This is a genomic window from Pseudomonas sp. GD03903, assembly GCF_029840045.1.
Taxonomy (GTDB): Bacteria; Pseudomonadota; Gammaproteobacteria; order Pseudomonadales; family Pseudomonadaceae; genus Pseudomonas; species Pseudomonas pseudonitroreducens.
In genome coordinates this window covers 1-6747 of record NZ_JAOCBT010000047.1, presented here as the reverse complement: position 1 = coordinate 6747, position 6747 = coordinate 1, and the positions used below count along the sequence as shown (strand labels likewise).

Annotated in this window: 10 protein-coding genes; all 10 read left to right on the top strand. The window is 63.1% G+C overall.

Features of this window, described 5'->3' with window-relative positions:
- Positions 1 to 567 (top strand): terminase small subunit (locus N5C91_RS31665; RefSeq protein WP_279834469.1); only part of this gene is annotated, 567 nt, incomplete at its 5' end.
- Between the two features lie 3 nt (positions 568 to 570).
- A complete protein-coding gene (locus N5C91_RS31660; protein ID WP_279834468.1) occupies positions 571 to 2253 on the top strand; it encodes a terminase large subunit in 1683 nt (560 codons plus the stop codon).
- On the top strand, positions 2250 to 3473 hold the full coding sequence (locus N5C91_RS31655) for a phage portal protein (protein WP_279834467.1): 1224 nt from the start codon (positions 2250 to 2252) through the stop codon (positions 3471 to 3473). Before N5C91_RS31660 ends, N5C91_RS31655 begins: the two co-directional genes overlap by 4 nt.
- Positions 3457 to 4101, top strand: a complete 645-nt coding sequence (locus N5C91_RS31650; RefSeq protein WP_279834466.1) for an HK97 family phage prohead protease — start codon at positions 3457 to 3459, stop codon at positions 4099 to 4101. Before N5C91_RS31655 ends, N5C91_RS31650 begins: the two co-directional genes overlap by 17 nt.
- Complete coding sequence (locus N5C91_RS31645) at positions 4098 to 5297, top strand: phage major capsid protein (protein ID WP_279834464.1); 1200 nt, start codon at positions 4098 to 4100, stop codon at positions 5295 to 5297. The genes N5C91_RS31650 and N5C91_RS31645 overlap by 4 nt, the downstream gene beginning before the upstream one ends.
- Positions 5298 to 5356: 59 nt before the next feature.
- Positions 5357 to 5560 (top strand): hypothetical protein, encoded by a 204-nt coding sequence (locus N5C91_RS31640; protein ID WP_279834462.1) that lies wholly within the window; start codon positions 5357 to 5359, stop codon positions 5558 to 5560.
- Positions 5560 to 5883 (top strand): head-tail connector protein, encoded by a 324-nt coding sequence (locus tag N5C91_RS31635; RefSeq protein ID WP_279834460.1) that lies wholly within the window; start codon positions 5560 to 5562, stop codon positions 5881 to 5883. Before N5C91_RS31640 ends, N5C91_RS31635 begins: the two co-directional genes overlap by 1 nt.
- Positions 5883 to 6206 carry a phage head closure protein gene (locus N5C91_RS31630; RefSeq protein ID WP_279834458.1) on the top strand — a complete coding sequence of 108 codons (324 nt, stop codon included), beginning with the start codon at positions 5883 to 5885 and terminating at the stop codon, positions 6204 to 6206. The genes N5C91_RS31635 and N5C91_RS31630 overlap by 1 nt, the downstream gene beginning before the upstream one ends.
- 5 nt (positions 6207 to 6211) lie before the next feature.
- Complete coding sequence (locus N5C91_RS31625; RefSeq protein WP_279834455.1) at positions 6212 to 6394, top strand: hypothetical protein; 183 nt, start codon at positions 6212 to 6214, stop codon at positions 6392 to 6394.
- Positions 6395 to 6397: 3 nt separating this feature from the next.
- Positions 6398 to 6747, top strand: a 350-nt coding sequence (locus tag N5C91_RS31620) for an HK97 gp10 family phage protein (protein WP_347815403.1), incomplete at its 3' end; no start/stop codon positions are given.

The window sequence follows — 6747 nt, the reverse complement described above, 5'->3', positions numbered from 1 at the left end:
GGCGCTCAGCTAGACCGCCTCCGATCCCATTCGCACATTTTTTCCACCCCCAAGGTTTTTTTGTTAATGGCGTTAACAGACAAACAGCGACGGTTTGTTGACGCAAAGGCCCGTGGTGCGTCCAACAAAGAAGCGGCTGAGGCCGCTGGCTGTCTGGGCTCCAGCGCTTCCGTGTCGGGTTCACGGTGGGCCAAAGATCCGAAGATCATCGCGGCGATCGAGGCGTTAAAAGCCGAGCTGAATGTTAAAGGCAAGGCGCGATCGACGAGGTCTTCAAAGCCGCCCCCTGATGAAGCCGACGATCCGCCCGAGATCGATGAATCCGACGGCGAATTCCTAACCTGCCTGCCGGACACGGAAGACCCGCTGGAGTGGTTGCTGGCCCTGATGAATGAGCCGCGCGCGAAGGTCTTCGACCGGCGCAACGCTGCACAGACCGCCATGCCCTACGTGCACGGCAAGAAGGGCGAGCAGGGCAAGAAGGAAGCGAAGCAGGAAGCAGCGAAGGAAGTTGGCAAAGGCAAGTTCAGCCAGAGCAAGCCACCGCTCACTGTCGTGAAGAGGTAACCCATGCTCTGGACAACTGCCTGCCCCGAATGGTGGCAGCGCCTGAGTGCGGGCGAATCAATCATTCCGCCGCCGCTCTTTCCGGCGGAGGCCGAGGAAGGGCTCGAAGTCTTCCGCGCGCTGAAGATCGTCGATGCTCCCGGCAGCCCGACTATTGAGGCGGCCTGTGCTCCTTGGGTGCTGGACTTCGCCGGCGCGATCTTCGGCAGCTACGACAGCGAGACCGGCCAGCGACTGATCACCGAGTACTTCCTCTGCATCCCGAAGAAGAACTCGAAGTCGACCATCGCCGCCGCGATCATGCTGACCGCGCTGATTCGGAATTGGCGGCTCGAGGCGGAGTTCATCATCCTCGCGCCGACCAAGGAGATCGCCGACAACAGCTTCAAGCCGGCGGCAGCGATGGTGAAGCACGACGAAGAGCTCTCGGCGCTGCTCCACGTCCAGCCGCACATGCGCCTGATTACCCATCGCGAGACCGGGGCCACTCTGAAGGTGGTCGCTGCTGACAGCGATGTGGTGGGCGGGAAGAAGGCCGTCGGCGTGCTGATCGACGAGGCCTGGCTGTTCGGCAAGAACCCCAAGGCGCCGGACATGATCCGGGAGGCCACGGGCGGACTGTTGTCGCGACCGGAAGGCTTCATCATCTGGCTGACGACCCAGTCCAACGAACCGCCTGCTGGCGTGTTCAAGTCGAAGCTGACCTACGCCCGCGGTGTCCGAGACGGGCGCATCGAGGACAACCGGTTCCTGCCGGTCATCTACGAGTTCCCCGCGGAGATGATCAAGAGCGGGGAGGCGCGGCGCCCGGAGAACTTCCACCTGGTGAACCCCAACATGGGGTTCTCGGTAGACCGTCCGACACTCGAACGCCTGTTCATGCAGGCCGAGCTGGACGGTGAGGCTGAGGTGCGAGGCTTCCTCGCCAAGTTTCTTAACATCGAGATCGGCCTGGCGCTGATGTCGGATGCCTGGGTGGGGGCCGCCTACTGGGAGCCGCAAGCGTCGCCGGGCATGACCCTGGACGACCTGCTGACGCGCTGCGAGGTGATCGTGGCTGGTGTCGATGGCGGTGGCCTGGATGACCTGTTGGGCCTCGCCATCATGGGGCGTGAGCGTGATGCCCGCACCTGGCTGCACTGGTCGCACGCCTGGGCGCACCCATCAGTCCTGGAGCGCCGCAAGTCGGAAGCGCCCCGCCTGCGTGATTTGGAGGCGGCCGGCGACCTGACGATTGTCGAGAGGATCGGCGACGACGTCGAGCAGTTGGCCCGGTACGTCGCGCGAGTCAACGACGCTGGCCTGCTCGACAAGGTGGGGCTCGACCCGGCCGGTATCGGCGCGGTGCTCGATGCCTTGCTGGAGGCCGGCGTCGAGGAAGACCAGACCATTGGCATCTCCCAGGGATGGAAGCTCACCGGAGCGATCAAAACGACCGAACGGAAGCTGGCCGAGGGCGTTCTTCTGCATTGCGGACAGCCACTGATGGCCTGGGCCTGTGGCAACGCGAAAGGCGTGCCGTCGGCGAACGCCTTCCTGATCACCAAGCAAGCGTCCGGCACCGCGAAGATCGACCCGCTGATGGCCACCTTCAACGCGGTGACGCTGCTGTCTCTCAACCCTGAGGCGCGCGGCGGCATGGACGACTACCTCGACAACGGTTTCTTCGGACTCATCGGCTCATGACCACACGTTGGTACAACCCCAAGACCTGGCGCTTCTTCGGCTACACCGACCCCGCCACGGGCAACTATGTCGAAGTCGACATGGAGATAGGCGGCAAGAGCACCAAGTCCGGCGTCCGGGTGACGACCAAGACCGCGCTGTCCATCAGCATGGTCTGGTCGTGCGTCAAGATTCTCTCGGAGTCGCTGGCCGGCCTGCCGCTGAAGCTCTATGAGGACTCGGACGGCGACACCCAGCGCAAGCAGGTGCCGCGCAAGGACGGCGCGCAGAAGCTCCTGCGCAAGCCCAACCCGTTCATGACAAAGCTGAACTTCCTGAAGTTCGTCGTCGTGAACATGGCCCTGAAGGGCAACGCCTTCGCCCTGATCGAGCGCAACAGGAACGGCGACCCGATCGGCCTGGTACCGCTGGCCTGCGACGCGGTGACGATCGATACCGATGACGACCTGCTGTACTGGGTGCAGCCCAAGAACGGTGACCGGTTCCCGGTCTCGCCCGAGAACATGCTGCACTTCAAGCTCTTCAGCCTGGACGGAATCGTCGGGCTGTCCCCGCTTGAGTATCAGGCGGAGACCATGGGCTTGGCCAAGGCTGGGCAGCAGTGGTCGGCGCGCTTCATGCGCAAGGGCGGCTTCACCGGCGGCTATGTCATCTACAAGGACTTCCTGACCCAGAAGCAACAGGCCCAGATCCTAGCGAAGTTCCCGGACGTCCGAGAGGGCGACGTCGACGACCTCGGCAAGATGGGGATTCTGCAGGGCGGTCCGACCATCGTCCCCGCCGGCATCAGCCAGAAGGACGCCCAGTTCATCGAGTCCCAGCAATTCCAGGAGGAGGCGCTGGCGGGCATCTACGGGGTGCCGCTCTGGCTGGCTAACCGCGCCGGCAAGACCTCGATCATGGGCTCCAACCTGGAGCAGCAGCTGACCGGCTTCGTCACCTTTGGCCTGAAACCCTACGTCGACGCGGTCGAGGACGAGTTTAACGACAAGCTCTACGGCGGTTCGCCGCGCTTCGTCGAGTTCGCGGTCGAGGGTTTGCTGCGCGCAGACAGTACTGGGAGGTCTGCTTATTACACCGCCGCCCTGGGTGGCTCTGGTGGTTCGGGCTGGATGCACGTCAACGAAGTGCGCGCCAAGGAGAACCTGCCGCCGCTCGCTGACGACAAGTACAACCAGGTCACCCGTTGGGAGATGCAGACCAATGCTCAGCAAACTTGATTGCCCCTTTGAGGTAAAGGCCGCCGACGAGGCGGGCAACTTCGAGGGCTACGCCGCGGTGTTCGACAACGTCGACCTGGGCGACGACGTGATCCTCAAGGGCGCCTTCACCCGCGTGAAGACTGCCCGCAATGGCAGGCTGAAGCTGGCCCTCTACCACGACCTGACGCGCCTTGTGGGCAACTCGGAGTTCACCCAGGACGAACGAGGCCTGTACCTCAAGGGCCGGGTGAATCTCGCGGTCAGCTATGCGCGCGACGCCTACGAGCTGATGAAGGACGGTTCGCTCGACAGCATGTCCATCGGCTTCAACACCATCGATGCCACCTTCGAGCAGCGCGCCGGCCGGCAGGTCCGCGTCATCAAGTCTGCGGAGTTGTGGGAGGCATCGTTCGTTCCGTTCGGCATGAACCCTGAGGCGGAAGTACTCAGCGTCAAGTCGGACATCCGGCTTTTCGAGAACGCCCTGCGCGAGCGCATGGGCCTCTCGCAGAAGGAGGCGGCAGCAGTCGCTTCGCTCGGCTACTCCGCGCTCCGCCGTGATGGCGGAAGCGAGGCCACGGCGATCGTGGAAGAGCTGAAAGACATTTCAACCCTGTTCACAACCCATTTTGGAGCTACACCATGAGCGAAGTGAAAGAACTGAAAGACTCCCTGGACCTGCAGCTGAAGAACGGCTTTGCCGGTCTGCAATCCAAGTACGACGCGGTCATGGTCGAGGTGGAGAAAGGCAACACCGTCACCACCGAGATGAAGAAGGACCTCCAGACCCAGAAGGATGAACTGCAGAAGGTCATCGACCAGGTGCAGGATCTGGAGCAGAAGGGCGTAAAGCTGCGCGGCCAGCCGGGCGAGGGTAAGTCCTTCATCGACATGGTGAAAGGCGACGACGGCTACAAGTCCCTGCAGCAAAAGTCTGTGGCCCTGGCCCAGATCGAGGTCACCAAGTCTGACCTGGCTTCCATGAAGGAAACCAAGGTAACCAGCGCCGGCATCGTTGCCCCGAACTATGACCCGGTCATCCAGCCGGGCATCCGCCAGGAGCTGCGCATTCGCGACCTGCTCACCACCGTTCCGGTCTCCGGTCAGCAATACAGCTACTTCCGCGAGCTGCTGCACTCCCGCGGCGCGGCGCCGGTAGCTGAGGGCGGCACCAAACCCACCAGCAACGTGACCTTCGAGAGCAAGACCGATCGCGTCAAGAAGATCGCGGTCTGGATGCCGGTCACCGATGAGGCGCTGGACGACGTCCCGCAACTGCTCGCCTACCTGCAGGAGCTGCTGCGCTACGACCTGAAGCTGGAAGAGGAAGCGCAGATCCTCAAGGGCGACGGCACTGGTGAGAACCTGAATGGCCTGATGACCCAGGCGACCACCTACGACCCGGCCCTGACCAAGGCCGGCGACACCGCCATCGACATCATGCGCCGTGCGATCTACCAGGTGCGCAAGCAGTCGAAGCTGTCGGCCGACGGCCTGGTGATGTCCGAACTGGACTGGATGAACATCGAGCTGCAGAAGGACGGCGAGAATCGTTACCTGTTCGCCAACCTGCAGGGCCTGGTTACCCCGATCCTGTGGGGGCGCCCGGTGATCACCTCCGACAGCGTCGACGAGGGCGATGCAGACACCGGCGGCGAGTTCCTGGTGGCCAACTTCGCACGCTCCTCGGTGCTGTTCGACCGCATGTCGTTCCTCTTCAAGATGGGCCTGATCAACGATCAGTTCATCAAGAACGAACGCGCGCTGCTGGTGGAGGAGCGTCTGGGCCTTGGCGTGCGCCGCCGCGAAGCGCTGGTGAAAGGCCTGTTCCCGACTGCCTGATCCACTTCCCATCCATGAGGGCCGGCCGCTGAGCCGGTCTTTCTGCATCTGGAGCAAACATGAAGATCAAAGCGAAATGGGGCTTCGTTGGTGATGCCGCGAAGCTGGGCGCCGAGTCGGCCAAGGTGAAGGCGGGGCAAGAGTTCGAGGACGTGGATGATGAGTACGCCCACATCCTGATCGGCAAGGGCCTGGCCGAGGAACTGACCGAGAAGGCCAAGCCGAAAGAATCCAAGCCGGCGGCACCGAAAGAGGCCAAGTGATGGTGATCGACTGGAACGCGCAGCCCGAGCTGCTGCCCAGGATCAAGCTGCAGGCCAAGGTCGACAACGACGTCGAGGACGAGCTGATCAAGGGCTATGTCGAGGCGGCGCTGTTCCACGTCGAGCAGCACTGCGATGTCGAACTGGTGGAGGCCGACCCGGTCGAGCCGAACCAGTTGGCGATCGCGCCTGACATCTGGCAGGCCGTCTACCTGCTGGTGGCCCATTGGTACGCGAACCGCGAGGCGGTGGCGCTGGGCACCATTGCCACCAGCATCCCGCTCGGCGTCGAGCGTCTTCTCTGGTACAGGAAACGATTCTGATGAGAGCCGGCCCACTTCGACACCTTGCGTCGCTCCAGGCGCTGCAGCGTGTTCCTGATGGTGGCGGCGGGTACAGCGAGCGCTGGGTGGAGCTTCGGAAGGTCTGGGTGGAAATCACCATGCCGACTGGGCGCACCTCGACGGTGGCCAGCCAACTGCAAGCCACGGTCACCGCGGAGATTCGCGCCCGTCCCGCTGATGACCTGATCGCCGGGCGCCGCCTGGTTCACAAGAAAACCTACACCATCGAGGCCCCGCTCGAGGACAACACCAGCGACATGCTGCGCCTGTTGTGCTCGAGCGTTGCCCCCACCCCGAGGTAATCGAAATGGTGCTTCGAGCTACCGGGCGCCTCACCGGCGCCGTGAAGGCTGAGAAGGGTGACGACGTCAGCCACCTGCCCGCCAAGACCCTGAACAAGCTGATCGTCCGCGGCCTGGTCTACGACGATGGCAAGGGCAACCCGCCAGCAGGTGAGGCAGAGCCCCGCAAGCGCATCCGCAAGGAGTAAGCCATGGCCAGGCGATCGCGCATCAAGGGCGACTTCAAGTTGCGTGGTGTGCTTCGCCGGATCGCCGCCATCGATAAGAGCGACCTGCCCAAGGCGATGGCAGAGGCCGCTGACATGGTGCTGGCCACGCAGCAGAACCTGATTGCCCGTGACACCGGTGACGGCGCCAACGCGCTCCAGGTGAAGGTCAGCAAGAACGGACTCGATGCAAGGATCGGCATTATCGGCAAGGCCGACAACCGCGAATTCTTCTACCTGAAGTTCATCGAGTACGGAACCAAGGGTTACAGCGGGACGCTCTATCGCCGGCAGGACGCCGATGCGATCGGAGGCGGCCACACGGTCAACCGTGA

Bases quoted from the DNA above. Each gene is read 5' to 3' on its own strand.
- N5C91_RS31650 (WP_279834466.1), top strand. From the start codon at position 3,457: ATGCTCAGCAAACTTGATTGCCCCTTTGAGGTAAAGGCCGCCGACGAG.
- N5C91_RS31635 (WP_279834460.1), top strand. From the start codon at position 5,560: ATGGTGATCGACTGGAACGCGCAGCCCGAGCTGCTGCCCAGGATCAAG.
- N5C91_RS31625 (WP_279834455.1), top strand. From the start codon at position 6,212: ATGGTGCTTCGAGCTACCGGGCGCCTCACCGGCGCCGTGAAGGCTGAG.
- N5C91_RS31630 (WP_279834458.1), top strand. From the start codon at position 5,883: ATGAGAGCCGGCCCACTTCGACACCTTGCGTCGCTCCAGGCGCTGCAG.
- N5C91_RS31645 (WP_279834464.1), top strand. From the start codon at position 4,098: ATGAGCGAAGTGAAAGAACTGAAAGACTCCCTGGACCTGCAGCTGAAG.
- N5C91_RS31660 (WP_279834468.1), top strand. From the start codon at position 571: ATGCTCTGGACAACTGCCTGCCCCGAATGGTGGCAGCGCCTGAGTGCG.
- N5C91_RS31655 (WP_279834467.1), top strand. From the start codon at position 2,250: ATGACCACACGTTGGTACAACCCCAAGACCTGGCGCTTCTTCGGCTAC.
- N5C91_RS31640 (WP_279834462.1), top strand. From the start codon at position 5,357: ATGAAGATCAAAGCGAAATGGGGCTTCGTTGGTGATGCCGCGAAGCTG.